This is a genomic window from Uniformispora flossi, from assembly GCF_049534875.1.
GTDB lineage: Bacteria > Actinomycetota > Actinomycetes > Streptomycetales > Streptomycetaceae > Yinghuangia > Yinghuangia aomiensis.
This window is the reverse complement of sequence record NZ_JBMULZ010000013.1, coordinates 195,505-220,617: the sequence shown is the minus strand read 5'-3', so window position 1 is coordinate 220,617 and position 25,113 is coordinate 195,505. Positions and strand designations below refer to the sequence as shown.

Genomic DNA, 25,113 nt, shown 5'->3' with positions numbered 1-25,113 from the left:
GCTTTCAGGGTCCTTCGGGGAGCGCGGCGAGGGCGGCCGCCGCGCGGGATTCGAAGTGCGGGGCGCGGGCGGTCCGGGCGAGGGCGAGGGCTTCGGCGTAGTGCGCGGCGGCGGTGCCCGGGTCGCCGAGATACGCGGCGACATCGCCCAGGTACTGCGCGACCGGTGCGAGGGTGATCGATCCCGACACGGCCCCGGCAAGGTCGGCGCGGTGCGGTTCCAAAGCGGCGTACGCGGCCTTCGCCGCCTCGGGGAGATCCAACGCGATCGCGATGCGGGTGCGCAGCGCATGGCACATGTGCGCGAAGAAGTCGCGGGGAACCGGGGCGTCGGGCAGCCAGAACCGGCGTGCCTCGGCGAGGTCGCCCACGGCGACCAAGGCCATGGCGAGCGGCTCGCGCTGGGTGAGCGGTGCCTGGGCGTGCAGGGCCCGGAGCAGGGGGAGTAGTTCGGCGACGCCGCCGGCGGTCTCGCGGACGGCGAGGCGGCCGAGGATCGCAAGGCCGAAGCCGCCGTGGCCGCCCTGCGCGTCCATGAGCCGCGCCAGTTCGCCGTATTCGTGCTCGGCCTCGGCGGTTTGTCCGGCCAGTGAGGAGCGCAGCGCGCGGGCGGCTTGGAGGGGCTGCGCGGCGCTGCCGAGCCGGTAGGTCCGGGCGGTCGCCTCGACTTGCGCGAGGTGCCGGTCGAATTCGTCGATACGCCCGCGTGCGGCGGCGGCCTGATAGGCGCTGTAGTGGCCGAGTACGAACATGTGCGGGCGCCCGTGCCGCCGGCCGGCGTCGAGGAGGCGCTCCGCGACGGCGCGGCGTTCGGCCACCGGTTCGGAATACGTGACGCGCAGCCGCGCCGCCCCCGCCAGCCCGATGAGGTCCGGGTCCCCCGATTCGGCGGCGAGGACCTCGGCCGCCAAGGCGGCTTCCGACATCGCCGGATCGCCGGCCGGCTCCAGTTCGTTGACCAGCGCGCACAGCAGCCGGCAGCGGTCGGACGGGTCCTGGACGTCGGCCAGCAGGCCGCGGATCTCGGCGATGAGCACCGGGTCGTGGTCCCGGTAGCGGCGGTGCATCCACGGCGTCGGCACACTCCAGGCCGTGACCGCCCGGGTGAGCAGGTCGCGGTCGCCCAGCGGCCGGGCGAGTTCCAGAGCCTGGTCGCGGGCCTGAATGGCACCTTGCGCATTGCCCCGCACACCCTCGGCCCGGCACAGCGCCACGAGCAGCGGGAGCCGTCCCGCGGGGTCGGCGGTCGCGGCGACGGCCTGCCGCCACAAGGCGGCGGCTTCGGCGAACGCCGATCTGCTCTCGGCCTGTTCGGCGGCGCGCACCGCGTGGGCGCGCGCCCGGTCGGCATACGCGGGGCCCGCCGCGGCGTAGTGGCGGGCGAGCGCGGGGGAGTCGTCGGACCGCAGGCGTTCGAGGGCTTCGGCGACCTGGGCGTGCCGACGGGAGCGGCGGACCGGCGACGTCTGCCGGTACAGCGCTTCCTGGACCAGCACGTGGTGGAAACGCAGCCGGTCGCCGTCGGCCTCGACGAGCCCGGCGACGTGCGCGGCATCGAGGGCGTCCAGCACGTCGTCCTCGGGGAGGCCGGACAATTCGGTGAGCAGGTCGACGTCGATGTCGCGCCCGGCGATGGCGGCCAGCCGCAGGACCACCGGGGCGCCGGAAGGCAGCCGGGCCACCCGGTGCGCGACGACGTCGCGGATGCCCTCAGGCACGTCGTCGAGGCTGCCCTCGGCCGCCAGCACCCGGCCCAACTCCTGTGCGTAGAAAGGGTTCCCGTCGCAGCGGGCGGCAGCCGCGGCCACTATCGCGGCATCCAGCGGCCGGTCCGCGGCGTGCCGGACGAGCACGGCGATGTCGGCGTCGGGCAACGGGCCCAGGTCGATGCGCAGCGGGCGCCGGTCAGCCAACGCGGCGAGGACGGCGCGGAACGCGTCACCGGCCGCGGTCGCGCGGTATGTCAGCAGCAGGCGGACGGGCACGTCGGCAAGCGCACCGAGAACGTGCGCCAGCATGCCGAGCGTGTCCTCGTCGGCGCGGTGCGCGTCGTCGACAACCAGGAGCAGAGGCTGCCGACGGGCCTCGGCGCCGAGAAACGCGGCGGCGGCCTGGTGGAGGCGGTAGCGGCGCGCCAGCGGGTCGGAAGCGTCGGCCGCGGCATCCGCGTCGGGCGCCTCCGGTCCGAGAAGCGCGGAGAGACCGGGAGTCGCCGCGTCGGCGCCGAGGGAGCGCAGGAGCGCGGGCCACGGGCCGAGGGCCGGGGCACCCTCGACTTCGGGGCAGCGGCCCCAGGCGACCCGGCAACCGGCCGCGGCCGCCCGCGCGGACACCGCCTCCGCCAGCACCGTCTTCCCGCACCCGGCCTCGCCGGTGACCAGGCCGATGCGGACGGCCGGAGACATCGCCGTGGGGGATACCGGACGGGAGCCGCCCGCGGGCCCCTCGCCCCCGCCGAGCGCGAGGTCCACCAGCGCGGCGAACGCGGTGTCGCGGCCCACGAGCCACGGCTCCGGAACGGAAGGAACCCGCGGTGGGGTGTCCGCGGACGCAGGCGGCACGTCGGGGGCCAAGGACGGAGAAACGGCGGGCGCGTCCACGGGCCGCCAGTCCAGATCCGGAGCATGGGCCAGGACCGCGGCTTCCACGGCACGCAGCACCGGCCCGGGCTCCACCCCCAGTTCGTCGGCCAGGACCGCCCGGCAACGGCGCAGCGCGGCCAACGCCTCACCTTGGCGCCCGGCGCGGTACAGCGCCAGCACGAGCAGTCGCCAGCGCTCTTCGCGCAGCGGCTCCGCATCCGCCATCTCCGTCAACTCCGGTACCAGCAGAGCCGACTCGCCCGCGGCAAGCCGCGCCTCGGCGACCGCTTCGCGGGCCAGCAGACGCAGCTCCGCCAGCCGGGCCGACTCCGCGGCGGCCCACGGGTGGTCGGGGCAATCCGCATACGCATCGCCGCGCCACAGGCCCAGCGCCGCGGTCAGCGCGGCCCGCGTCGGCCCCGGAGACGCGGCGGCCCGCCCCGCCCAGTGCGCCACGGCGTCCGCGAAGCACCACGCGTCCACGGCCTCCGGGCCGGCGAGAAGCACGTAACCGGGAGCCCGGCTGGCGATGAGGCCCCCGCGGGAACGGGCCGGCCGGTCCGGCTCCAGGGCACGCCGCAACCGCGACACATAGGCGTGGAGCGTTTCCAAGGCCCGGGCAGGCGGGCTGTCCCCCCACAGCGCATCGACCAACCGCTGCGCCGAGACGACGTCCCCGCGTGCCGCGACGAGCATCGCGAGGACCGCGCGCTGGCGCCGCCCGCCGAGATCCAGCGGCACACCGTCCCGCCGAGCCCACACCGGCCCGAACACGCCCATCCGCAGCCCGGAATCACCGACCGACACCGTGCACCCCCACCCCGCGCCCACCCCCGAGCGCGTCGACAATAGCGCCGCCCCGCCCCGCCCACCTGCGATGCAAGCAACCTGCAAGAACCCCGCAAGGCGCCCGCAACCGACCCGCATGGCGCGGCACGCACCGTGGATCCCGCACCGGCCGCCGAGGCCGCCCGATCGGGGGGTACCCATGAGCACCGCATCCGAGACCGACCGGCACGTCGAACCCGACCTGACCGCCTTCCTGATGGCGCACGCGGGATTCCGCACCGAGTTCGGCCTCCTCGCCGAGGTCGTCGAACGGCCGCGGGACGAGGCACACCGGGCGCTGATCGAGGACCAGATCACCTTCGTCGTGTCCCACCTGCATCATCACCACCACGAGGAAGACACCTTCCTCTGGCCGCTGATCGTGAGCAGGGCGCCGCAGACCGCCGCACTGCTCGACGTGCTCACCGAACAGCACGAGGAGATCGACCCGTACGTCACCGCCGCTACGGACCGCACCCGCCCGGTCGTGGAACGCGCCACCGCCATGCGCCGCCTGCACGACGCGCTGGGACGGCACCTCGACGACGAGGAGCGCATCGCCGTCCCGCTGATCCGGACGCACATCACCGCGGCGGAGTGGAATTCACACGGCGAGCAGGTGATCCGCTCCTTCGGACGCAAGGGCATCCCGATGCTGTTCGGCTGGGTGTGCGCCGCGTCCGACTCGGCGGCGGTGCGCCGCAGTGCCGACCAACACCCGCTCCCTGTACGCCTGTTGTTCCGCTTCGTATGGTGGCCGAAGTACCACCGCCGGCACACCGCTTTGTACGGCCCCGGCCTGCGCCGCAGCCCGGACCGCGGCTGAGCGCACGCCGGGCCGCCGCGCTGGGGGAGGGAGACAGCGCGTCGGCCCGGCAGGCACCTCCCGGCCGTGGAAACCCGTGAGGGCGGTGCGGGCCATCCGGCCCGGCACCGCCCTCACGGCTCGGCTCGACTCGAACCCGGTAGCGCACCGGGTCCTGCCGGCCTCGTCGCCGCTCCCGCGGCGGTCGGTGCGCTTGTCCGCACCCGCCGAAGCCCGTCGCGGCCGGCCGCGCTGCAGACCTGGCAACGCTGGTGGGCCGTCGCCGCGCTCGGGTGCGGCAGCCTGTGGATGACGGCGGCCTTCCTCGTCGGGCCTGACGCGATGGCCGAGGCCATCGGCTTCACCCGCAGCCCGTTCCAGTTCGAGATCGCCTTTGCCAACCTGGGCTTGGCCGTCATGGGCTTCCGTGCGGCCTCGCGCTCGTCCACGCCCCGCGAGCGCATCATTACCGGCCTCGGCGCCGGCATGTTCCTGTGGGGCGCGGCTGTCGGTCACGTCCACCAGTGGTTCGCCCATGGCGACCACCAGCCGGGCAACACCGGCGGCGTGCTGGCCACCGACATCCTGATCCCCGCGGTCCTGATCCTCCTCGCCTGGCGGGAGCAGCGACTCGGCGCGGCCGAACAGCCTGCCGGGCAGGCCGCGGAGCAGTCCCACGGCGCCCCGGGCCCTCCGCCGACGCGACTCGCCCACCGCGCGTGACCATGGCGGCGCCCGCAAACCCGCTCAGGGCGCGGGCGCCGCAACCGGCCGCGGTTCGCCCGCCGCGCCGGGGCGTTCGCGTCGCGCGGCCGACCGCGCGGCGTTGGCGCGCGGCGAGCCGACGGGTGGTCTCCGGCACATGCGGCCGCGTTCCGTTCGCCCGACGCGTAGCCGGTTCAGCCCGTCGCGACGGCGAAAGGCCCGTCGTTCGCGAAGACGCGCTTGGCGAAGTTCTCGCCGATGCGGCGGTGGCCTTCGGGACTGGGGTGGATCGCGTCCGGCAAGGGCAACTCGTCGTGGTCGCTCTCGCCGTAGAGGTCGAGTCCGTCGAGGTAGTGGAGGTGGGGGTCCTCGGCGGACCGCTGCCGGACGATGTCGGCGAGGACGTCGCGGATGACCGTGAGCGTCAGTCGTCCGGCGGCGGTCTCGACCGGGTCGCCGGTGGCCTTGAACTTCAGGGTTCCACCGGAGAAGTCCGGCATGAGAGGTCCGGGCGTGTGCTCGTGGGTCGGACACAGGAGGGGGGAGACCACGAGCAGCGGGGTGGTGGGGTGGCCCTCGCGGATGGTGTCGAGGAAGCCGTGGACGGCCGGGGCGAAGGCGCGCAGGCGCATGGCGTCGCTGTTGACGACGTTGATGCCGAGCTTGACGCTGATCAGGTCCGCGGGGGTGTCGCGCATCGCGCGGGCGGTGAACGGGTCGACCAGCGCGCTGCCGCCGAAGCCGAGGTTGATCAGGTCCACATCGCCCAGCGAGGCGGCCAGAGCGGGCCAAATGCTGCTGGGGAACACGGCGTTGGATCCGTGGCTGATCGAGCTGCCGTGGTGCAGCCACACCCGGCGCCCCTGGTCCGGGAGGGGCGCGACCGGGGCGTCGGTGCGCAGGGCGATGACCTCGGTGATCTCCGTATGCGGGAGCCAGATCTCGATGTCCTTCTCACCGGCAGGCAGTTCGCCGAAGCGGGCGGTGCCGGCCGGGCCCGGGGTGAATTCCGCGGTCTGGGCCTGCATGTCGGTGATGGTGCGGAGATTCCCGCCGTCCACGGTGGCCTGGGCGGTGAGGCGGCCGTCGACCAGGAGGTCGTAGACGCCGTCCGGCAGGGGCGGGACGCCCCGGTAGGCGCGTTTGGTGGGCAGGGTGTCCAGCCGGACCGTGGTGGCGCTGGTGCGGAAGGCCAGCCGGACACCGGAGGGCTGGGCCTCGGCCACGGCCAGCAGGTCGTCGGGGATCTGGCGGCGCGCCCGGGCGGGCAGCCGGTGCGGCAGCAGGCCGTGCGCGGTCTCTTCCACGTCGAGGTGCCCGCGCAGGAAGTCGGCGGTGACGGGGGTGGTGATCAGGTTCTCTTCGGTGCTCACTGGCTCAAGCCTTTTGCTTCCGGGGTGGGGCGGCCGGTCAGGGGGTGGGCCGGCTTCGCAGGGCGGTGTCGAGGCAGTCCAGGGTCCAGGCCCAGGACTCCTCGGCGGCGACGTCCGTGTGGGCGAAAGCGCCGGCCGCTTCCAAGGAGGCGTAGCCGTGGAACACGCTGCCCAGCATGCGGACCGCGTGCGTCTGGTCCGGCTCCGGCAGGTCGTAACCGCGCAGGATCGCCCGGGTCATCTGCGCGTGCCGGACGCCCGCACTGGCCGCGGCGGTCTGCGGGTCGAGCCGGTACCGCGCGGCCTCGTACCGGCCGGGGTGCGCACGGGCGTAGTCCCGGTAGGCGTTCGCGAATGCCGTCAGCGCGTCCTTGCCCGCGCGCCCCGCCACCGCGTCGGCGACCCGGTCGGCGAGTTCCTCCAGCGCGAACAGCGCGATCCGCGTCTTGAGTTCGTGGGAGTTCCGCACGTGCGCGTACAGGCTCGCCGGCTTCACGCCGAAACGCCGGGCAAGCGCGGACAGGGTCACCTGCTCGAATCCGGCCTCGTCGGCGAGTTCCGCCCCGGCGAGCGTCAGCCGCTCCGGACTCAGCCCTGCCCGAACCACAACCATCACCTACTCTCAGCTTGCCTATGTCTAGTATGCATTTACCTACATCCTATAGGCAAATGCCGCAGCAAAATACCGCTGCGGCTAGGAGCCCCCCTGCGCTCGCCGACCACACGCCCAGGTCGCCGCTGGCGCGAGCCAGGGCGGGCCTGGGCGTCTACACCGACGAGGAAGCCCGAACCGCTGGGACCTGTCCCCCCGACACTGCACGGCCCCGACGCCTACCGGAACAACCACCCGTCGGCCACGCCCGACGAACCGCGCGAACTCGTATCTGCATTCGCGGGGGAACCGCACGGAGAACCGCGGCATCCGCGGCCCTGTGGCCGCCTCAGCCCCGGGCCCCGCCAGGCTGCAGTGCGGCGGCGCGGGTGAGGCCGTAGCCGCCGGCGCGGGGCTCGGTCGCGTGGGAAGGCTGCGGGTTGCGGCGCTCGGCCCACCCGGGCGGCACGTCGAACACCGATGGCGCGGACCACAGCGGACCCATGCCCAACGCGGCGACGCCGAGCGCGCGGCGCTGTTCCACGGCGGGGAGGATCTTCGCCTCGCAGGTCTCGACGAACTGTTCCCGGGCCATTTCGCCGGTGCCCAGGATTTCCCTGGCCCTGTTGATCCGCCCAGTCATATAGAGCGAGCTCTGCTCGATGTGGCGCAGCGCTTCCGAGCGGTTCATGTGCGCGCACCGGCTGGCCAGCCTGACAGTCTGCTTGAGCGGGAGAAACATCTTGCGAAACGTCTCCCAATGGGGCACGTTCCACCGCAGGTTCGCGGCGACCTCGGGTGACGCGATGGTCTGCGCCCGGTGCACCATGCGTTGTCTTTGGTCCGCAGGGCTCAGGCCCCACTCGACCGAGGTGGCCAGCGCGTCATGCGGATCGTGCCAGCCGACCAGCTCCGGGTCCCACAGAAACGCGTGCCCGTCTTTGATGCCGACGTTGCTTCGGTGCATGTCCGGGTAGGCGGGCCTGAGCGACCCGTCCCGCATACGGGAGACCGCGTCGCGCGCCGGAGCGGCGGGATCGAGGGTGAGTCCGAGCGCGGGAAGCAGCCCGTCCCAGCGGAGGTGGAGGAGTCCGACGGTGGCCTCCATCTCGGCGAGGTGCAGACGGCGGTATTCGTCGGCCGTCTTCGGTACCGCAACCGAGGCGTTCGGATCCTGGCTTGCGAGGTACCGCACGAAATCGGGCGGCATGAGGCCGGACGGCTCGCGCAGCGGGATGCTCTGCAGGCGGTGCCAGATGTCCACCATCTCGTCGGCGATCCGGTCCGGAAGCGCCGTCCCGCTGGGCGGAAGGCGCCCGACGTCGGTTTCGTACCGCTGCAAAAGGACACTGCCGTCGGCCGCCGCGTAGTACGTGACGGGGATGTTGGTGAATCGTCCGGCGAGCGCCTGGTAGATCTCGCCCTCCTGGTAGCAGGTGCGCCAGGCCATCGGCTCCCGCTCACCGACCGGCAGGGGCCGGCGGACGTTCACCTCTTCGCCGAGGTCCGGGTCCGACACGGCCACGTTGCCGTTGAACAACCCCGATTTCTCGGTGTCCGGATCCGCCGCTATCCGCTCGTCGGCCCGGCGCACGAACCACCGCACCCGGTCATCGGTGTACACCGGCATCGGTGAGCGTTCCTGCCCCGCCACAGCGCGAGGCTAACACCCCCAGGTCGCGCGGTCAGTGGTCCCGGTTCGCGGTCCAGGCCGGCAAGTGCTCGAAGAACGTCGCCGCGTCCGCCCGCCAGCGCCCGTGCCAGGTGGCCGCGACCTCTGCCGCCTTGCGGGCATGCCGGTCCGCTTCGGCCTGGACGGACCGGTCGACGCCGTGCCGGCGGGCGATGCGGCGGACCCGGTCGATGGTGTCCTCGCCGCTTTCGGCATCCCCCAAGACAGCCTCCAGATAGGAGCGTTCGGAGGGGTCTGCGGCGGCCAGAAGCTCGCGGACGGCGTAGCTGCGACGGCCGGACCTGATGTCGGCCCCGAGCGGCTTGTCCACGGTGCCGGGGTCCCCGAACAGGTCGAGCCAGTCGTCGCGGAGCTGGTTGGCGATGCCGAGCGCGGAGGCGTAGCGGCGCAGTTCACCGTCGTACGGCGCCGGATCGACACCCGCGGCGAGCAACCCGAGGCGCAGCGGCGCGAGCACGGAGTACCGGGTGGACTTGAACTCGGTGACCGCGTGCAGCAGGTCCAGATCGGGCACCGGGCCGAAGTCGCGTTCCAGGTCCAGGAACTGCCCGAGGACCGCGGCGGCGCCCACGTCGGCCTGCACGGCGGCCATCGCCGCCGCCCGGTCCGGCGGCAGTCCGGAACTCAGCAGCACCCGCTGCGCGAGGAACGCCGCAAGGTCGCCGGCCAGAACGGCCAAGGCCAGGGCGGTGTCCTGCTGGTCCGGTAACCGGTCGCGGTAGGCGTAGTAGACCGACCGGCCGCCGCGGCGCATCGGCGAGTCGTCGATGATGTCGTCGTGGATCAGACCGTGGGCCTGCAGGAGCTCGACGCTGATGGCGGCCTCGTCGAGGCCCGGCACCGGCTCGTCGGCGACCAAAGCCGCGGCCTCGTGGAGGAGGGCGACGCGCAGACGCTTCCCGCCGCGCATCGCCATGTCCCGGAGGAGCGCGAGCGCATCCCGGGGGAACTGCCCGCGCGGCGGGAGTTCGAGCGCGCCGCCCGCGGGGTCGGTCAGCGAGTCGAAGTACGCCGCGAACCGGTCGTCGAACCGGCGCTGATGCCCGGCCGCACGCCGCCGGGCTGCAGTGATCGTGTCGTTCACCGGTCCAGCTTTCCAGTGGTCGGGTCGTAGGCGGCGCCCGGACCGGTGACCGTGCGGCGAAGCCGTCGGCGAGAAGGTTCCGCGACCGGCTCGGCCGGGCCTGGTGTCAGGCCCCCGCGGCTACACTTCTCGTGGCGTTGCGGGGCGCCACCGGTCCGCGGACAGGGCTGAGCCCACCCGTCGGTGTTGCCTCGTCGGTACGGCCTCGTACCTCCTTTCAGCTCGGCGTAGCGGACCGCGGGCGATGGAAGGAGGTCGCGCCGACTCGGTGCACGCGGCTGCCGCCGCGGCCGACCCCCAAACGCTGGGCTCGGGGGCACCACGCGTTCGTGCGTATCAATCGGCATGCACGGCATCCCTCGGCTGTCAATCCGGCCCCGGGAACGCCACCAGGATGCAGGCGGCAAGATCACGAGAAACCATGGGAGTGATGTGGTGTCGGCCGTGGCCTGAAGCCCACAGCGGGAGATCCCGCGTTGCCGGGCGCGTGCCGGCCTTCCCGACAGCAAGGAACCCACCATGTCCGCACAACCCGCACGACCCGCACAACCCGTGGAACACAAGCGCAGGGGCGTCACCGCGAAGCTTGTGGTGGCCGTGCTGCTCACGGCCGTCGCGCTCATCTTCATCTTCCAGAACACCGGGTCCCAGGAGGTCCACTTCCTGGGCTGGTACTTCTCCATGGCCACCTGGCTCTGGATCCTGGTGATCTTCCTCCTGGGGGCCGTGGTCGGCTCGATCTTCCCCTGGCTCCGGTCGCGCAGACGCTGAGCGACCCGAGGTGTCCCCGCACGGCTGAAGGCGCGAACGCCGCCTGCCCGCAAGACCCGAACCCGAGACCCGTCCCGCACGGGCGTGTAGCGATGCCCGCAAGGCCCCAACCCGCTCCGCAGCGGGCGTGCGGGCGTATCGCCATGCCTGCGCCCGTCCTCCCCATGTGCCGCCGTTCGGGCGAACCGGCCTGCCGCAAGCGGCGATTGGGGCACACGGGTGAGGGATTCGGCATACGGGGGATCCCGGGGCCCCGTCACCGCGACGGCCGGTGTCTCGGCTGATATGAAGTTGTCTGGGCGTTTTGTCCCAAGCTCTCGTGTCTGAGGAGGCATCCTCATGGGTGCTGCAGCGACCACCGCCTCCGATACCGACGTGGTGCACATTCTGTGGATCAACGCCGGACTCAGCTGTGACGGCGACTCGGTGTCACTGACCGCCGCGATGCAGCCGAGCATCGAGGAGATCGTCACCGGCGCGCTGCCAGGCCTGCCGCCGATCGCGGTGCACTGGCCGCTGATCGACTTCGAATGCGGCCCCGTCCAGGGCGCCGACAACTTCGTCGAGTGGTTCTTCAAGGCCGACCGCGGCGAACTGGAGCCGTTCGTCCTCGTGGTCGAAGGCTCGATCCCCAACGAGTCGATCAAGCCCGAGGGCTACTGGTGCGGCTTCGGCGACGACCCGGAGACCGGCCAGCCGATCACCACCAGCGAGTGGCTGGACCGGCTCGCCCCCAAGGCGACCGCGGTCGTCGCGATCGGCACGTGCGCGACGTACGGCGGCATCCACGCCATGGAGGGCAACCCGACCGGCGCCATGGGCGTTCCGGACTACCTCGGCTGGGACTGGACGTCGAAGGCTGGCCTGCCGATCGTGTGCGTGCCCGGTTGCCCGATCCAGCCGGACAACTTCGCCGAGACGCTGACCTACCTGCTGTACCAGCTCGCCGGGTCGGCGCCGATGATCCCGCTCGACGACAAGCTGCGTCCGCGCTGGCTGTTCGGGGCCACCGTGCACGAGGGCTGCGACCGCGGCGGCTACTACGAGCAGGGCCAGTTCGCCGACGAGTACGGCAGCCCGGAATGCCTGGTCCGGCTCGGCTGCTGGGGCCCGGTGGTCAAGTGCAACGTGCCCAAGCGCGGCTGGATCAACGGCGTCGGCGGCTGCCCCAACGTGGGCGGCATCTGCATCGCCTGCACGATGCCCGGCTTCCCGGACAAGTTCATGCCCTTCATGGACGCGCCGCCCGGATCGATCGTGTCGACCGACGCCAGCTCGGCGTACGGCGCGGTCATCCGCCGCCTGCGCGCGATGACCCTCAAGACCGTCGACAAGGAACCCAAGTGGCGGCACACCGGCGAGCGCATCACGACCGGCTACCGCCCACCCTGGTGACCGCCCCGGCGACCGCCGCCACGCACGCAGCCGTGGCGGCGGTCGCCGCATACCCGAGTCATCTCGCGCACCCGAAGCACTCCGCGGACCCCACCGGCTCCGCACGCTGACACTCCCGGCACGAAAGGCAGCACGAACGCAATGGCACCGACGACCACGGCCGGGGACGGCAGCGGCCTTGTCGAGATGTCCTGGGATCCGATCACCCGGATCGTGGGCAGCCTCGGCATCCACACCAAGATCGACTTCAAGCAGAAGAAGGTCGCCGAGTGCTACAGCACTTCGTCGGTCTTCCGCGGCTACAGCGTCTTCATGCGCGGCAAGGACCCGCGCGACGCGCACTTCATCACCAGCCGCATCTGCGGTATCTGCGGCGACAACCACGCCACGTGCTCGGTCTACGCGCAGAACATGGCGTACGGGGTGAAGCCCCCGCACCTCGGCGAGTGGATCATCAACCTCGGCGAGGCCGCCGAGTACATGTTCGACCACAACATCTTCCAGGAGAACCTGGTCGGGGTCGACTACTGCGAGCGCATGGTCCGCGAGACCAACCCCGGCGTGCTGGAGCAGGCCGAGCGCACCGAGGCGCCGCACGCCGCCGAGCACGGCTACCGCACCATCGCCGACATCATGCGCTCGCTCAACCCCATCGAGGGCGAGTTCTACCGCGAGGCGCTGCAGGTAAGCCGCTACACGCGCGAGATGTTCTGCCTGATGGAGGGGCGGCACGTCCACCCGTCCACGCTGTACCCGGGCGGTGTCGGCACGGTCGCGTCCGTGCAGTTGTTCACCGACTACCTCACGCGCCTGATGCGGTACGTCGAGTTCATGAAGAAGGTCGTCCCGCTGCACGACGACCTGTTCGACTTCTTCTACCAGGCGCTGCCCGGCTACGAGGAGGTCGGCCGCCGCCGGATCCTGCTCGGCTGCTGGGGCAGCCTGAACGACCCGGACCACTGCGACTTCACCTACGCGAACATGACCGACTGGGGCCGGCGCATGTTCGTCACCCCCGGCGTCGTCGTGGACGGGAAGCTGGTCACCAACGACCTGACCCGCATCAACCTGGGCATCCGGATCTTGCTGGGCAGTTCGTACTACCAGGACTGGGAGGGCCAGGAGCAGTTCGTCACGCACGACCCCCTCGGCAACCCGGTCGACCCGCGGCACCCGTGGAACCAGCACACCATCCCGGCCCCGCAGAAGCGCAACTTCGACGAGAAGTACAGCTGGGTCATGTCGCCGCGCTGGTTCGACGGCACCGACCACCTGGCGCTGGACACCGGCGGCGGCCCGATCGCGCGCCTGTGGTCGACGGCGCTGTCCGGGCTGGTCGACATCGGGTACATCAAGGCGACCGGGCACAGCGTGCAGATCAACCTGCCGAAGTCGATGACCAAGCCCGAGGTCACGTTCGAGTGGAAGATCCCGCAGTGGAGCAACGCCATCGAACGCAACCGGGCGCGCACCTACTTCCAGGCGTACGCGGCCGCGGCCGCACTGCACTTCGCGGAGAAGGCGCTCGCCGAGGTCCGCGCCGGGCGCAGCCAGACCTGGGAGCGGTTCGAGGTCCCGGACGAGAGCATCGGCTGCGGCTTCACCGAGGCGGTGCGCGGAGTGCTGTCGCACCACATGGTGATCCGCGACGGCAAGATCGCGAACTACCACCCGTACCCGCCCACGCCGTGGAACGCGAGCGTGCGCGACAGCTACGGGACTCCGGGGCCGTACGAGGACGCGGTGCAGAACACCCCGATCTTCGAGGAGAACAGCCCGGAGAACTTCAAGGGCATCGACATCATGCGCGCCGTGCGCAGCTTCGACCCGTGCCTGCCGTGCGGCGTGCACATGTACGTCGGCAACGGCCGCACGCACAAGCAGCTCCACGTCCCCACCGGCCTCAGCGGACTCGGCGGATGACGGCCGAGCAGACGGGCCTCCGGGTCCAGGAGGCCCTGGACCGGCTGACCGGGACCGGGGCCCAGGCCGCCGCCGAGGACCTGGTGCGCGAGATGATGGCGTTCTACGGCGAAGGACTGGCGGCGGTCGTCCGGCTGCTGCCGGGCGACGCGCTGGAACCGCTGCTGGACGACCCGACGGTGGCCGGGCTGCTGGTGCTGCACGACCTGCACCCCGAGGACGTCGCCGCAAGGATCACCCGGGCGATCTCGGCGCTTCCCGAACAGTCCCTGGACATCGCGGAGTTCGACGCGGACACCGGCGTTCTGCGGCTGCGTCGGCGAGGCGGCGGCGAGGGCGGATGCGGCTGCGGCGGCGCGGCGGAGCGCGAGGCCGTCGAAGGAGTCCTCGCGTGCCATGCGCCGGAGGTGGCCTCCGTCGAGATCGCCGAGCCGCCGAAGCTGCTGCAGATCGGTGTCCGGCCGCCGGAGCCGGCGCGCCGCGGCGAGCCCGTGGACGCCGCACACCGTGCCGTGGAGAGCGCTCGGTGAGCGGCAGCTCTCCCGGCTCGGGGGCCGCGCTCCTGCGCCGGCTGCGCACCCCCGCGGCACCCCCGCACGACGCCTGCGCCTTGTGTGGTGTTCAACTACCTTCCGAACACCGGCACTTGGCCGACGTCGAGCGTCGGGCCCTGGCCTGCTGCTGCGGCGCCTGCGCGATGCTCTTCGACCGGCCGGGTGCGGCCGGCGGGCGGTTCCGCTCGCTGCCGAACCGCGTCCTGGTCGACCCCGACCACCGTCTCGACGCCGCCGTTTGGGCCGCGCTCGGGATTCCGGTGGGGACGGCGTTCGTCCTGCGCGACGCCGCGCAGGACCGCGCCGTCCTGTTCTACCCCAGCCCCGCCGGGGCCACCGAAAGCCAAGCCGACGACGACGCCTGGCGGAACCTGCGCCAGGCCACGCGCCTGGCCGGGCTGCTGGAACCGTCCGTCGAGGCGCTGCTGCTGCGCCGCGACGGCGACCGGGTCGACTGCTACCTCGTGCCTGTCGACGCCTGCTACGAACTCGTCGGCCGCATGCGGCTGCACTGGCACGGCTTCGACGGCGGCTCCGTCGCCCGCTCCGAACTCGACGCGTTCTTCGGCCGGCTGGCCGACCGCGCCCACCACCTCGCCGCTCGGGAGTCCGCGTGACCGGCGTTTCCTTCGCGTGCACCGAGGTGCGCGCAGATCCGTACGCGGCCGGGCCCACCCTGGTGTTCCGGCTGCGCATCACCGCCTCCGAGGGCGAGCGCGTGCACGCGCTGGCGCTGCGCTGCCAGTTGCGCATCGAACCGGCACGGCGCTCCTACTCGGACACCGAAGGCGCGGGACTGGGGGACCTGTTCGGCGAGCGCTCGCGCTGGGCGACCTCGATGAACCCGGTGCAGTTCGCGCAGGTCTCGCTGATGGTCCCGTCGTTCACCGGCGAGACCGACATCGACATGCCGGTGCCGTGCACGTACGACATGGACATCGCCTCGACCCGCTACCTGCGCGCCCTGGAGGTCGGCGACGCGTCGCTGCTCCTGCTGTTCTCCGGCACGGTCTTCTCCGGGCCGGCCGGCTTCCAGGTCGCGCCCGTCGGCTGGGACCAGGAAGCGCGTGTCCGCATGCCGGTGAAGGTGTGGCGCGACATGATGGAGCAGCACTTCCCCGGCTGCGGCTGGGTGCGGCTGCCGGCCGACGTGATGGACGCACTGATGGCCTACCGCTCGCGCCGCGCCCTCCCGACGGTGGAGGCGGCCGTGTGCGAACTGGTCGAGGCGAACGCCCGGTGACCGCCCCCGTGCTGCCGCCCGATGTCGAGGAACGCTTCGCCGCGGCCCGCCAGATCGCCGACGCGGTCCTCTTCGAGGGCTACGTCCTGTATCCCTACCGCGCCTCCGCGGCGAAGAACCGGCTGCGCTGGCAGTTCGGCGTCCTGGTCCCGCCCGGCTACGGCGCCGACCGGGCCGAGCACGCGTACCAGCGCACCGAATGCCTCGTCGAGCCGCGCGGCGCGGACGCGCGGCTCGCCGTCGAGCTGCGGTTCCTGCGCGCCCGGCGGCGCACCGTGCAACGCGTCGCCGAGGGCGGCACGTTCGGCCCCGTGGCGGCGCTGGAGCTGCGGGACCGGCGCCTGGTGCCGTGGGACGAGGGCGTCGAGGAACGCGTCGTCGTCGACGTACCGGTGGCCGGTCTGCACGGAGACGGCATCGAGCACCCCTTCTCGCTCGCGGCCGCCGACGACGAGGAAGCGGTGCACGAGGACGGCGTTCTCGTCGGCCGTCTGCTGTACCGCCGCGAGCGTATCGACGGCGTCATCCGCCTCACGGCCACGGAAGTACCAGGCCCGTACGCGGCCTTGCGGTTGTCGGCGGTGGTCGCCAACACCTCCGCATGGGCTCCGCACGACGGTGCGGAGCGCGACGACGCGCTCGCGCACTCCCTCATCTCCGCCCACGTGCTGCTGGGCCTGGCGCCCGGCTCGTTCGTGTCGGTCACCGACCCGCCCGAGTGGGCCAAGGCCGCGGTCGCCGAGTGCCGCAACGAGCACTGCTGGCCGGTGCTCGTGGACGGCCCGGGACGCGACGACGTCATGCTCGCCTCGCCCATCATCCTCGAGGACCGCCCGCAGGTGGCGCCGGAGAGTCCCGGCGTGCTCTACGACGCCACCGAGATCGACGAGATCCTCGCCCTGCGCACGGCGGCGCTGACCGACGAGGAGAAGCGCGAGGCACGCGGCACCGACGCGCGCGCCGGCGCGGTCGTGGACCTCGCCGACTCCCTCCCGCCCGAGGTGCTGGACCGGCTGCACGGCGCCGTCCGGGCGCTGCGCGAGGTCACCGACACCCGGGCGGCCGCGACCGAACGGCCGGAGACCCCGTGGTGGGACCCGGGCGGCGACCCCCATGTGGACCCGGAGACCGACCACGTGGTGGTCGACGGCGTCCACGTGGCCGCGGGCAGCCGCGTGGTCCTGCGCCCGGGGCAGCGGCGCACCGACGCGCAGGACGCGTTCCTGCACGGGCGTACCGCGCTGGTCGAAGCCGTCCTGCACGACGTGGACGGCGCGGTGCACGTCGCGGTGACCGTCGACGGCGACCCGGGCGCCGACCTGTGGCGCGCCCAGGGACGGTTCCGGTACTTCCAGCCCGACGAGATCGCGCCCGTGCCGGAGGCCGCCGGATGAGCGCGTCCGCCACGCCCGGCCGCGTCCTGGTGGCCGGGATCGGCAACATCTTCCTGAGCGACGACGGCTTCGGCGTCGAGACGCTGCGCAGCCTGTCCGCGGGCGAACTGCCGGACCACGTGGAGGCCGTCGACTTCGGCGTGCGCGGCGTGCACCTCGCCTACCAGGTTCTCGACGGGTACCACACGCTCATCCTCGTCGACGCGGCCGCGCGAGGCGGCCCGCCGGGCACCGTGTACCTGATCGAACCCGAGGCGGGTCCCGTGGAGTCCGCGGCCGACGAGCCGCTGCTCGACGGCCACCGCATGGGCCCGGACGCCGTCCTCGCCCTCCTCGGCACGCTCGCCGCCGGAACCGGTACCGAGCCGCCCGCGCGGATTCTGGTCGTCGGGTGCGAACCCGAGTCCCTCGACGAGGGCATCGGCCTCAGCCCGGCCGTCGCGGCGGCCGTCGGCGAAGCCGCCGCCCTGGTCCGCCGGCTCCTGCACGGCGACGTACCGACCCCGGACACGCCGCGCGGCGACGTGGCGGTCGCGGAGACCGAAGCAGAAAGAAAGGCAGCATCGTGCTGAAGAAACTCGTCGTCCTGAGCGTCGCCGCCGCGGCCGCCGTCGCTGTCGTCCGCAACCTCCCCGAGCTGAAGCGCTACCTCAAGATCCGCCAGATGTGAGACCGCGTGCGTCCCCCTGCTGCGAACGGGTGGTGCTGCGGGCGTGGCGGACGCGTCGTGGGGGTCGGAGGGCGGGCGGACGCCTCTAATAGACGCGTCCGCTCGCCGAACCGCCCAGGGAGTGAGGCCGATGCACGAGATGTCCGTCGCGCTGGCCCTGGTCGACCATGTCGCCGAGGCGGCCCGGGCCGACGGCCGGGAGCGCGCCTTGGCCGTGCACGTGCAGATCGGCGAGCTGGCGGGCGTCGTGGCGGACGCCTTGGACTTCGCGTTCGAGCTTGCGCGGGAGGGCACGCCGTTGGAAGGTGCCCGGCTGGTCGTCGAGACGGTGCCCGCACGGGCACGGTGCCGCGACTGCGCGGCCGAGTTCGCGGTCGGGGCCCCGCCGGATCTGGCCTGCCGCGGCTGCGGCGGGACGAACGTCGAGTTGTCGCACGGACGCGAACTGCGGATCACCGCCGTCGAGTGGGCCGACGGGCCGGCGTACGCCGCGTCCGCGGACCGGAAGGGCTGAGCCATGTGCCGCACCCATGAGCTTCGGCTGGCACTGCTGGCCCGCAACGACGGAAGCGCCGCCGAGCTGCGGGAGGAGCTGGCGGCGCGCGGGACGGTGGTGGTCAATCTGCTGTCGAGCCCGGGGAGCGGCAAGACGGCACTGTTGGAGGCCGAGCTGACCCGGGCGCGGGAGCGCGGCCTCGCGGTGGCGGCACTGACGGCGGACCTCGCGACGGAGAACGACGCAACGCGGCTGTCCCGCTCGGGAGTTCCGGTCAAACAAGTGCTCACCGATGGGCTGTGCCACCTGGAAGCATCCATGCTGCGAGGCCAGTTGGACGGCTGGCTGCCGGACGGCACGCGGCTGGTGTTCGTGGAGAACGTCGGGAACCTGGTGTGCCCGGCCTCGTACGACCTGGGCGAACGGCTCCGCGTGGCGCTGATGTCCGTGACCGAGGGCGAGGACAAGCCGCTCAAGTACCCCACGGCCTTCGGGCTGGCGAACCTGGTGGTGGTGACGAAAGCGGATCTGGCCGCGGCGGCGGAATTCGACGAGGCGGCCTTCCTGGCGAACGTCCGGCGGGTGAATCCCGGTGTGGAGGTGGTGTTCACCTCGGCACGCAAGGGGCAAGGCATCGGGGAACTGCTGGAGCGCGCCGTCGCGGTGGCGGAGGGAGCCGAACCGCACCACCCGGTGATGGCGAATGAGCCGGTGCCGCACACAGGCTGTACGGACGCGCACGGCCACGAAGCCGACCACGTCCACGCGCACTCCCGGCCGCGGCCGAACCTGGCGGTCGGGGAACTGTCTTGACGCTGAGTCAGGAGCGCGGACCGGCAGTCCGCGAGCGCCGCCGGGTGGCCGTCGGCGGTGTGGTGCAGGGCGTCGGCTTCCGCCCCTTCGTGTACGCACTCGCCACCGGTCTCGGGCTGGACGGACACGTCACCAACACCGGTGACGGGGTCCTCGCGGAGATCGAAGGCCCGGCCGAGATGCTGGACCTCTTCTGCACGCGCGTCCGCTCCGAGGCCCCGCCGTTGGCCCGCGTCGTGTCGGTGGTCGCCGAGCCGCTCGCCCCGGTGGGCGCAACAGGATTCTCGATCGCCGCGACCGTCCAGGGGACCGCGCGGACGCTGTGCCCGCCCGACACCGCCACCTGCGCGGACTGCCTGGCCGAACTCGCCGATCCCGCCGACCGGCGGCACCGCCACCCCTTCATCACCTGCACCAACTGCGGGCCCCGCCACACGATCGTGACGGGGCTCCCGTACGACCGCGCGGCCACCACGATGGCCGGCTTCGCGATGTGCCCGGACTGCGCGCGCGAGTACGCCGACCCGGCCGACCGGCGGTTCCACGCCCAGCCGATCGCCTGCCACGCGTGCGGCCCGCGTCTGTCGCTCGTCGTTCCGGACGCCTCCGTGCGGGAGGGAGACGCCGCCGTCGTCGCGGCGCGGGCGATGCTCGCCGACGGTGCGATCCTCGCGGTGAAAGGCATCGGCGGCTACCACCTCGCGTGCGACGCCCGGAACCCGGATGCCGTCGCCGGGCTGCGGCGCCGGAAGAACCGCGGCGACAAGCCCTTCGCCGTTCTGGCCCGGGACCTCGACGAGATCACCCCGTGGGTCGAGGTCGACGAGACCGAACGGGCGCTGCTGACCGGCCCCGAGCGTCCCATCGTCCTGCTGCGCCGCCGGCCCGGGACCGCCCCCGCGAGCCGCGACACGCGTACGGCCGCCGCCCTCGACCACGTCGCGCCACGCTGCCCCGACCTGGGCGTCATGCTGCCGTACGCCCCCGTCCACCATCTGCTGCTCGGCCTCCCCGGCGATGCCCCGGGGCCGACCCTGCTGGTGCTGACCAGCGCGAACCTGTCCGGCGAACCGATCGTCACGGACGACGACGAGGCCCTCGACAAGCTGGCGCCGATGGTCGACGGGTGGCTCACGCACGACCGGCCCATCCACGTCCCCTGCGACGACTCGGTGGTGCGGGTGGTGGACGGCGCGCCGTCGCCGGTACGCCGCTCGCGAGGCTGGGCTCCGCTGCCCCTCGCGCTGCCGCTCCCTGTGGTCCCGTCGCTCGCGGTGGGCGGGGACCTCAAGTGCGTGCTCGCCCTGGCCGAAGGCGAACGCGCCTGGCTGTCCGGCCACATCGGCGACATGGACGACCTCGCGACGCTGCGTGCGTTCGACCGCGCGGTGGAGCAACTCGGCGCGGTCACCGGCGTCGTCCCCGAACGCGTGGTCGCCGACCTGCACCCGCGGTACCGCTCCGCGCAGCGGGCGCAGCGCCACGCCGGCGAAGGCCTCGTGCGCGGAGTCCAGCACCACCACGCGCACGTCGCGTCCGTCATGGCCGAGAACGGGCTGGACGGCCGCTCCCCGGTCGTCGGCGTCGCCTTCGACGGCACCGGGTACGGCACGGACGGCGCCGTGTGGGGCGGCGAGATCCTGGTGGCGGACTACGCGGGCTTCGACCGCTTCGCGCACGTGGCGTACGTCCCGCTCCCAGGCGGCGACGCGGCGGTGCGGCGGCCGTACCGGATGGCCCTGGCGCACCTGTACGCCGCGGGCCTCGACTGGGCCCCCGACCTGCCCTGCGTCCAAGCCTGCCCTGCCGATGAACTTGTGCTGCTGAGAAAGCAGTTGGACCTCAACCTCAATTGCGTGCCGACGTCGGGTATGGGACGCCTTTTCGACGCCGTCTCCTCGCTCGCCGGGGTCTGCCACCACAGCGAGTACGAGGCCCAGGCGGCGATCGAGCTGGAGGCGGCGGCGCTGCGCAACGGCGCGGGAGAACGCGGCGCCGACGGCGCCGCGGACGGCTACCGCTTCGAACTCCGCTACGCGGAAACCCCGTTGCGTGCCGATCCCGGGCCGCTGCTGGCCGCCGTCGCGGCGGACGTACGCGCGGGCGCGAGAACCGGCGAGATCGCGACGCGGTTCCACACGGCCGTCGCGGACCTGGTGGTCCGCGTCTGCCGGGCCGCCCGCGAACGGTACGGGACCTCGATGGCCGCGCTGTCCGGCGGCGTCTTCGGCAACGCGGTCCTGGCATCTGCCTGTGCGCGTTTGCTGCGTGCGGACGGGTTCACGGTGGTGCGGCACCGGGCTGTCCCGCCGAACGACGGAGGACTGGCACTCGGCCAGTTGATGGTGGCGGCCCGCGCGGCCGCCGACGAGGAGGAAAGCCCATGTGCCTGGCAGTGCCCGGCAGGGTGAAGCGGATCCTGGAGCGGGACGACGGCACCCGCATGGCGGTGATGGACTTCGGCGGCGTCGAGAAGGACGTCTGCCTGGAGTACCTGCCGGATCTCCAGGTCGACGAGTACGCGATCGTGCACGTCGGTTTCGCGCTGCAGCGCCTCGACGAGGAGTCGGCGCGCAAGACCCTGGGACTCTTCGAGGAACTGGGCTTGCTGCAGGAGGAGTTCGGCGATCCGTGGGAGGCGGCCGAGTCCGCCGGCCCGGCCCTGGAGTGGGCCGCGGCGGATGCGGTGGCGGCGGCAGAGGGCGCGGGAGCGGCGTCGGCCGCGACGGCGAGTGCGGAGGCGGACCGGTGAAGTACCTTGCGGAGTTCCAGAATCCCGACCTCGCCAAGGGCCTCCTGGACGACATCCGGGCCACGGTCACCCGGCCGTGGGCCCTCATGGAGGTGTGCGGCGGCCAGACGCACACGATCATCCGGCACGGCATCGACCAGTTGCTGCCGGACGAGGTCGAGCTGATCCACGGCCCGGGCTGCCCGGTGTGCGTGACGCCGCTCGAAGTCATCGACAAAGCCTTGGAGATCGCCTCCCGGCCGGAGGTGATCTTCTGCTCGTTCGGTGACATGCTGCGCGTGCCGGGCACCGACCGGGACCTGTTCCGGGTGCGCGGCGAGGGCGGCGACGTGCGGGTCGTGTACTCGCCGCTGGACGCGCTGGACATCGCGCGCGAGAACCCGCACCGCGAGGTCGTGTTCTTCGGCATCGGGTTCGAGACCACGGCGCCGCCCAACGCGATGACGGTCCACCAGGCCCGCAAGCAGAACATCCGCAACTTCAGCATGCTGGTCTCGCACGTGCGGGTGCCGCCGGCGATCGAGGCGATCATGACCTCGGCGGACTGCCGCGTCCAGGGCTTCCTGGCCGCGGGGCACGTGTGCAGTGTCATGGGCATGGCGGAGTACCCGGGGCTCGCTGAGAAGTTCCGGGTGCCGATCGTGGTCACCGGGTTCGAGCCGCTGGACATCCTCGAAGGCGTGCGGCGGACCGTGCGGCAGTTGGAGCGCGGCGAGCACACCGTGGACAACGCGTACCCGCGCGCGGTCCGCCCCGAGGGCAATCCCGCGGCGCGCGCGATGCTCGAGGACGTCTTCGAGGTGACCGACCGGGCGTGGCGCGGCATCGGCGTGATCCCGCAGAGCGGCTGGCGGCTCGCCGACAAGTATCGCGACCAGGATGCCGAACACCGCTTCGACGTCACCGGGATCACCACCTGCGAGCCGAGCGCGTGCCGCAGCGGCGAGGTGCTGCAGGGGCTGCTCAAGCCGCACGAGTGCGAGGCGTTCGGCACGACGTGCACGCCGCGTACCCCGCTCGGCGCCACGATGGTGTCCAGCGAGGGCGCGTGCGCCGCGTACTACCTGTACCGGCGGCTCGGCACCCCGACGGCGAACCGGGAGGCGAGCCCCGTTGGCTGACACCACAGTCGGCACCACAACCGGCACCACAACCGGCACCGTGTCCGCTACCGCGACCGTCCCCGGGGCCGCGCCGGCGCCGGATTTCTCCGGCTGGAGCTGCCCGGTCCCGCTGCGCGACCATCCCCGGGTGGTGATGGGCCACGGCGGCGGCGGCGCGATGTCCGCCGAACTGGTGGCCAACCTGTTCGCCCCGGCGTTCGGCGGCACGACCCTGGCGGCGCTCGCCGACTCGGCAACCGTCGACCTCGGCGGTGCCCGGCTGGCGTTCTCCACCGACTCGTACGTCGTCCGGCCGCTGTTCTTCCCCGGCGGCTGCATCGGCGACCTCGCGGTCAACGGCACGGTGAACGACCTGGCCATGAGCGGGGCCCAGGCGGCGTACCTGTCCTGCGGGTTCATCCTCGAAGAGGGCGTCGAGACGGCCGTGGTCGGCCGGATCGCCGAGACCATGGGTGCGGCGGCGCGCGCGGCCGGGGTGGAGATCGTCACCGGCGACACCAAGGTCGTCGAATCCGGGCGCGGCGACGGCGTGTACGTCAACACGGCCGGCATCGGGCTCGTCCCGGCCGGCGTCGACATCCGGCCGCAGCGCGCGGTGCCGGGAGACGTGGTCATCGTGAGCGGCGAGATCGGCCTGCACGGCGTGGCGATCATGAGCGTGCGCGAAGGCCTGGAGTTCGGCGCGGGGGTGGAGAGCGACTGCGCCGCGCTCGGCGGCCTGGTCGAGGCGATGCTCGCGGTCACGCCGGACATCCACGTCCTGCGCGACCCGACCCGCGGCGGGCTGGGCGCGGCGGTCAACGAGATCGCCTCGGCGGCGGGAGTCGGGGTCGCGCTGCGGGAACGCGCGATCCCCGTCCCGGACCAGGTCGCCAGCGCGTGCGCGATCCTCGGCCTGGACCCGATGTACGTCGCCAACGAAGGCAAGCTCGTCGCCTTCGTGCCGCGCGACCAAGCCGATGCCGTCCTGGCCGCGATGCGGGCGCATCCGCTCGGTGCCCGCGCCGCGGTCGTCGGCGAGTGCGTGGACGACCACCACGGCATGGTCGTGGCCCGGACCGCCTTCGGCGGCACGCGCGTGGTCGACCTCCCGTTGGGGGAGCAACTCCCGCGGATCTGCTGAGCGCAAGCCCGCCGCGCGGAGCGCGATCGCAGGGGCGGTACGGCCGAGACCGTACCGCCCTTGCGCGTGCGGGGCCGTCACACGTTGGCGCGGTTCGCCCGCAGGGACGGCTCGGGGGAAGCGGGGGAGGGCTGTGCGGGGTAGGTGTCGGCGGCCGTCCGGTCTGCCAGCGCCCGCGCGAACGCCGAGACGGCGGCGGACGCACGCACCGGCCTGCCCGGCCAGACCAGGGCGAGTGCGGATTCCGGCAGACCGTCCACCGGCACGAAGGACAGGGCCCGCCGGGCGTGGTACTCCGCGGTGGTCTGGCACAGCAGCATCACGCCGCGGTTCGCCGCGACCGCCGTGAGCCCCTCCTGCAGGGTCCGCACGGCCGGGCCCCGCGGGATGTCCCGCCCCCGGGGCGTACGCGCCGGGGCGTTCGCCCGCCGCCAGTAGTCGGGGGCCGGGCCCTCGAATCCGATCAGCTCGAAAGCGGCGATGTCCTCGGCGTCGACCGACGCCCGGCCCGCCACGGGATGGCCGGCGGGCACCGCCAAGCTCTGCTGCCGACGGGAGAAGACCGGCCCTACCGCGATGTCGGGCTCCTCCGCCGGGAGCAGGACGATCGCCGCATCGACCTCGCCGCGGCGCACCCCTCCGAACGGGTCGCTCAGCGGCACCTCGGTGATCTCCACCGTGCTGCCGGGGTGCCGGGACTCGAAGAGCGCGACCGCGTCCATGACCTGGTCGTCGGCCGTCCCCTGGAAGCCGAGGCGCAGCACTCCGCCGCCCGCCGCCGCCCAGCGGGCGTCGTCCACGGCGGCGTGCAGCGCCGTGTACGCGGGGGTCAGCGACGCGAGGAAGCGCACGCCGAGCGGGGTCAGGCGCACGCGACGGCTCGTCCGCTCGACCAGTTCGCCGCCGGTGCGGCGCTCGAGCGCACGGAGGAGCTGGCTGACCCGGCTCTGCGAGATGTACAGGCGTTCCCCGGCGCGCCCGAAGTGCAGTTCCTCGGCCAAGACCAGGAACGCCTCGATCTCCCGCATGTCGATGCCTTGGGCCACGGCGTCCCCTTCCTGGAGTTCCTGGAGTTCCTGGAGTTCCTGGAGTTCTGGAGTTCTGGAGTTCTGGAGTTCCTGGAGCCGCCGACCGGCGGCACGGTCACGATCGATGAGCCGCGCTTATGGAAAGCATGAGAGATCGCCCGTTGTT

At 72.7% G+C, this 25,113-nt stretch carries 24 protein-coding genes; 18 read left to right on the top strand and 6 right to left on the bottom strand.

What is annotated here, in order from left to right; all coding sequences use genetic code 11:
• Positions 1-4: 4 nt before the first annotated feature.
• Positions 5-3,388, bottom strand: a complete 3,384-nt coding sequence (locus ACPA54_RS26400; protein ID WP_423533797.1) for an ATP-binding protein — start codon at positions 3,386-3,388, stop codon at positions 5-7.
• 181 nt (positions 3,389-3,569) lie between these two features.
• On the opposite strand from ACPA54_RS26400, the gene ACPA54_RS26395 reads away from it, so the two are divergent.
• On the top strand, positions 3,570-4,235 hold the full coding sequence (locus ACPA54_RS26395) for a hemerythrin domain-containing protein (RefSeq protein ID WP_423533795.1): 666 nt from the start codon (positions 3,570-3,572) through the stop codon (positions 4,233-4,235).
• Between the two features lie 66 nt (positions 4,236-4,301).
• Positions 4,302-4,937 (top strand): DUF6790 family protein, encoded by a 636-nt coding sequence (locus ACPA54_RS26390; protein ID WP_423533793.1) that lies wholly within the window; start codon positions 4,302-4,304, stop codon positions 4,935-4,937.
• A gap of 176 nt (positions 4,938-5,113) precedes the next feature.
• Here ACPA54_RS26390 and ACPA54_RS26385 read toward each other — a convergent pair whose 3' ends face one another.
• From ACPA54_RS26385 to ACPA54_RS26370, 4 genes are all read right to left on the bottom strand, one after another.
• A complete protein-coding gene (locus ACPA54_RS26385; RefSeq protein WP_423533791.1) occupies positions 5,114-6,292 on the bottom strand; it encodes a GDSL-type esterase/lipase family protein in 1,179 nt (392 codons plus the stop codon).
• Between the two features lie 37 nt (positions 6,293-6,329).
• Complete coding sequence (locus tag ACPA54_RS26380; protein ID WP_423533789.1) at positions 6,330-6,899, bottom strand: TetR/AcrR family transcriptional regulator; 570 nt, start codon at positions 6,897-6,899, stop codon at positions 6,330-6,332.
• Positions 6,900-7,233: 334 nt separating this feature from the next.
• The gene (locus tag ACPA54_RS26375; RefSeq protein ID WP_423533788.1) at positions 7,234-8,514 is read right to left on the bottom strand and encodes a hypothetical protein; all 1,281 of its coding nucleotides are present in this window, start codon (positions 8,512-8,514) and stop codon (positions 7,234-7,236) included.
• 55 nt (positions 8,515-8,569) lie between these two features.
• Complete coding sequence (locus ACPA54_RS26370) at positions 8,570-9,661, bottom strand: polyprenyl synthetase family protein (protein WP_423533786.1); 1,092 nt, start codon at positions 9,659-9,661, stop codon at positions 8,570-8,572.
• A gap of 519 nt (positions 9,662-10,180) precedes the next feature.
• On the opposite strand from ACPA54_RS26370, the gene ACPA54_RS26365 reads away from it, so the two are divergent.
• The 15 genes from ACPA54_RS26365 to hypE all read left to right on the top strand — a co-directional run bounded on the left by ACPA54_RS26365 (position 10,181) and on the right by hypE (position 23,919).
• Positions 10,181-10,432, top strand: a complete 252-nt coding sequence (locus tag ACPA54_RS26365; protein WP_423533784.1) for a lipopolysaccharide assembly protein LapA domain-containing protein — start codon at positions 10,181-10,183, stop codon at positions 10,430-10,432.
• A 339-nt stretch (positions 10,433-10,771) separates the two neighbouring features.
• Positions 10,772-11,827 carry an NADH-quinone oxidoreductase subunit B family protein gene (locus tag ACPA54_RS26360; protein ID WP_423533783.1) on the top strand — a complete coding sequence of 352 codons (1,056 nt, stop codon included), beginning with the start codon at positions 10,772-10,774 and terminating at the stop codon, positions 11,825-11,827.
• Between the two features lie 141 nt (positions 11,828-11,968).
• Positions 11,969-13,750 (top strand): nickel-dependent hydrogenase large subunit, encoded by a 1,782-nt coding sequence (locus ACPA54_RS26355; RefSeq protein WP_423533781.1) that lies wholly within the window; start codon positions 11,969-11,971, stop codon positions 13,748-13,750.
• Positions 13,747-14,280: a thioredoxin gene (locus ACPA54_RS26350; protein WP_423533779.1), complete on the top strand. Its 534-nt coding sequence runs from the start codon at positions 13,747-13,749 to the stop codon at positions 14,278-14,280. Before ACPA54_RS26355 ends, ACPA54_RS26350 begins: the two co-directional genes overlap by 4 nt.
• A complete protein-coding gene (locus ACPA54_RS26345; RefSeq protein WP_423533777.1) occupies positions 14,277-14,921 on the top strand; it encodes a DUF5947 family protein in 645 nt (214 codons plus the stop codon). The genes ACPA54_RS26350 and ACPA54_RS26345 overlap by 4 nt, the downstream gene beginning before the upstream one ends.
• Complete coding sequence (locus ACPA54_RS26340) at positions 14,918-15,547, top strand: DUF6084 family protein (RefSeq protein WP_345680943.1); 630 nt, start codon at positions 14,918-14,920, stop codon at positions 15,545-15,547. Before ACPA54_RS26345 ends, ACPA54_RS26340 begins: the two co-directional genes overlap by 4 nt.
• Entirely contained in the window at positions 15,544-16,941 is a 1,398-nt protein-coding gene (locus tag ACPA54_RS26335) for a hypothetical protein (protein WP_423533775.1), read from the top strand. Before ACPA54_RS26340 ends, ACPA54_RS26335 begins: the two co-directional genes overlap by 4 nt.
• Positions 16,938-17,513: a hydrogenase maturation protease gene (locus tag ACPA54_RS26330; protein ID WP_423533773.1), complete on the top strand. Its 576-nt coding sequence runs from the start codon at positions 16,938-16,940 to the stop codon at positions 17,511-17,513. Before ACPA54_RS26335 ends, ACPA54_RS26330 begins: the two co-directional genes overlap by 4 nt.
• On the top strand, positions 17,507-17,611 hold the full coding sequence (locus ACPA54_RS26325) for a DUF6893 family small protein (RefSeq protein WP_423533771.1): 105 nt from the start codon (positions 17,507-17,509) through the stop codon (positions 17,609-17,611). Before ACPA54_RS26330 ends, ACPA54_RS26325 begins: the two co-directional genes overlap by 7 nt.
• Positions 17,612-17,741: 130 nt before the next feature.
• Positions 17,742-18,125, top strand: coding sequence for a hydrogenase maturation nickel metallochaperone HypA (gene hypA / locus ACPA54_RS26320; RefSeq protein ID WP_423533769.1), 384 nt, complete (start codon positions 17,742-17,744; stop codon positions 18,123-18,125).
• A gap of 3 nt (positions 18,126-18,128) precedes the next feature.
• Positions 18,129-18,920 carry a hydrogenase nickel incorporation protein HypB gene (gene hypB, locus ACPA54_RS26315; RefSeq protein ID WP_423533767.1) on the top strand — a complete coding sequence of 264 codons (792 nt, stop codon included), beginning with the start codon at positions 18,129-18,131 and terminating at the stop codon, positions 18,918-18,920.
• A gap of 2 nt (positions 18,921-18,922) precedes the next feature.
• Complete coding sequence (gene hypF, locus ACPA54_RS26310) at positions 18,923-21,331, top strand: carbamoyltransferase HypF (RefSeq protein ID WP_423533863.1); 2,409 nt, start codon at positions 18,923-18,925, stop codon at positions 21,329-21,331.
• Positions 21,304-21,672, top strand: coding sequence for a HypC/HybG/HupF family hydrogenase formation chaperone (locus tag ACPA54_RS26305; protein ID WP_423533765.1), 369 nt, complete (start codon positions 21,304-21,306; stop codon positions 21,670-21,672). Before hypF ends, ACPA54_RS26305 begins: the two co-directional genes overlap by 28 nt.
• Positions 21,669-22,793 carry a hydrogenase formation protein HypD gene (gene hypD / locus ACPA54_RS26300; RefSeq protein WP_423533763.1) on the top strand — a complete coding sequence of 375 codons (1,125 nt, stop codon included), beginning with the start codon at positions 21,669-21,671 and terminating at the stop codon, positions 22,791-22,793. Before ACPA54_RS26305 ends, hypD begins: the two co-directional genes overlap by 4 nt.
• Positions 22,794-22,929: 136 nt before the next feature.
• Positions 22,930-23,919 carry a hydrogenase expression/formation protein HypE gene (gene hypE, locus ACPA54_RS26295; RefSeq protein WP_423533861.1) on the top strand — a complete coding sequence of 330 codons (990 nt, stop codon included), beginning with the start codon at positions 22,930-22,932 and terminating at the stop codon, positions 23,917-23,919.
• A gap of 77 nt (positions 23,920-23,996) precedes the next feature.
• Here the strand turns inward: hypE and ACPA54_RS26290 are convergent, their stop codons facing one another.
• On the bottom strand, positions 23,997-24,947 hold the full coding sequence (locus ACPA54_RS26290; protein ID WP_423533860.1) for a LysR family transcriptional regulator: 951 nt from the start codon (positions 24,945-24,947) through the stop codon (positions 23,997-23,999).
• Positions 24,948-24,956: 9 nt separating this feature from the next.
• Between ACPA54_RS26290 and ACPA54_RS26285 the strand changes: the two genes are divergently transcribed.
• Entirely contained in the window at positions 24,957-25,097 is a 141-nt protein-coding gene (locus tag ACPA54_RS26285; protein WP_423533761.1) for a hypothetical protein, read from the top strand.
• Positions 25,098-25,113 lie beyond the last annotated feature (16 nt).